At 59.3% G+C, this 1,825-nt stretch carries 2 protein-coding genes; both read right to left on the bottom strand.

The window, feature by feature from the left end; all coding sequences use genetic code 11:
• Positions 1–169: 169 nt before the first annotated feature.
• Positions 170–439 carry a hypothetical protein gene (locus AB0L95_RS42130; protein ID WP_022519664.1) on the bottom strand — a complete coding sequence of 90 codons (270 nt, stop codon included), beginning with the start codon at positions 437–439 and terminating at the stop codon, positions 170–172.
• A partial coding sequence (locus AB0L95_RS42125; RefSeq protein ID WP_365171963.1) for an IS66 family transposase occupies positions 429–1,825 on the bottom strand: 1,397 nt, incomplete at its 5' end. The genes AB0L95_RS42130 and AB0L95_RS42125, both read right to left, overlap by 11 nt.

The raw sequence follows: 1,825 nt of genomic DNA, 5'->3' as shown, positions 1-1,825 counted from the left end.
CCGGCGTTGCAGGGGTAATCGCTAACAGTGAAGCAACAGCTAAGCTTGAGGCCCCCATCCATGAGCTTGACCAGACTCTACAATCATTTGGAGTAAATCGTTATGCGTACTTTTGCTCAAAGCGTCATGGATATTCACCCGTAAGCGTTCATTCCAAGACGTAGTTGACCTACTTCACGTCCCGGAGAGGTCTCAATAACTCCGGCGAGACCTTGTACTGCTTCCTGCCATCCTCATCCAGCACGATCACGCTCTTGCGGTTGATCTTGGTGACAATCCCCAGCACGGGGCCTTCCCGGCTCTCGAAGGTCACTTTCAGGCCCACCCGCAACTGGCTCAGCGCCTGGAGGTTCTCCCGGTCACGCAGTTCATCAATTCGCCGGCAGATGTATTGATTCAGTTCCAGCAACTGGTCGATGCTCATGTCGTCAATGCGCATGAACGGTGGCCTCCGGCTGTTTGTTCTGTCGGTCAGGATGGCGTGGATCGATCAGCGCCCGTAGCGGATTCTCGGCGAACCGGGTTTTCCAGAGACGAGGCGTCAGGTCGCTGACGTCACTGGCCGGATGCTGACTGACGCGTTGCAGCACGTCCACCAGGTAAGTGTAGGGGTTAATATCGTGCAGCTTGCAGGTGCTGATCAGGCTCTGGATGATGCCCAGGTGTTCCGCGCCCAGTTCGGTCCAGCAGAACATCCAGTTTTTCTTGCCCATTGGAATGGGGCGTAGCGCCCGTTCCAGGTGGTTGGTGTCTGGCTGCACGTCCGGGTTTTCCAGGAACACGGTCAGGCTCGCTTCGCGACCGAGCACGTAGTTCAGGGCCTTGGTCAGCGGGTCGCTGGGCACGAGGCCGCCTTGTGCCAACTGATCCCGGCACCACTGGAAGAAGTCGCTGACCACCGGTTTCGAGTGATCCAACCGGTACTGGCGTTTCTTCTCGCCAGTCAGCCCCTGGGTTTTGGTGGCCTCTTCATTCCGGTACACCTTGGCGATCTGTTGCAGCGCGTTGGTGACTGTCTCCGGGTGATCTTTCTGTGCCTCGATAAAATAACGGCGACCATGCACCCAACATTGGGCATGGGTGACGCTCTCCTGAGCGGCAGCGTAGCGGGCATAGGCCGCGTAGCCGTCACTGATCAGGGTGCCGCTGAACGATTCGCTGAGTACTTCTTCGATATGGGCACGCCCACGGCTGTTCGAGTAGGTGAACACCACCTCGTCGGCATCGCCGTATAACGGCCAGAACCAGCCGGTTTTCATCTTGCCCTTTTGCGGGCCGGCCCGGCCCTGATGACCGGCTTTGATGGGCGTTTCATCCATGGCCAGCACCCGACTGCGCAGCACATTGTCGGTCTGGGCATCCACGATGGGTCGCAACAGGTCGATGGCACGCTTGACCAGGTTCGTCAGGGTGCTGCGACTGACGGTGATACCGGCCTGCTGGATGCGCTGGTGTTGACGATACAGCGGCAGGTGGAACTGGAACTTGTCCACCAGCAGCCCGGCCAGCAGGCTGACGTCGGCCAGGCTGTTGTCCAGCACGTTGAACGGAGCCAGAGTCGTCACCGGCTTCTCGGCCCCCTTTCGCCGGAACACCGGGCGTTCGCACTTAAGCACCACATAACTGGAGGCACGCTGGGCCAGCCGGTAGGTGGTCTTGCTACCGATCACTTCGTACTGATCGGCCTCCGGCCCTGTCAGCTCTGGCGGCAGATACTCTATGACTTCCACCGGCACATCAGAGGTAAAGCGCAGACCGGTGTCGTTCAGGCAGCCATCGTCGCGCTGCTTCTTGCCGGTGCCACGCTGATAGGCCTTGATGGGGC

The organism is Streptomyces sp. NPDC052036 (assembly GCF_040680495.1).
GTDB lineage: Bacteria > Actinomycetota > Actinomycetes > Streptomycetales > Streptomycetaceae > Streptomyces.
The sequence above is the reverse complement of the archived record's forward strand: the minus strand, read 5'-3'. Positions and strand labels throughout refer to the sequence as shown.

Bases quoted from the DNA above. Each gene is read 5' to 3' on its own strand.
- AB0L95_RS42130 (WP_022519664.1), bottom strand. From the start codon at position 439: ATGCGCATTGACGACATGAGCATCGACCAGTTGCTGGAACTGAATCAA.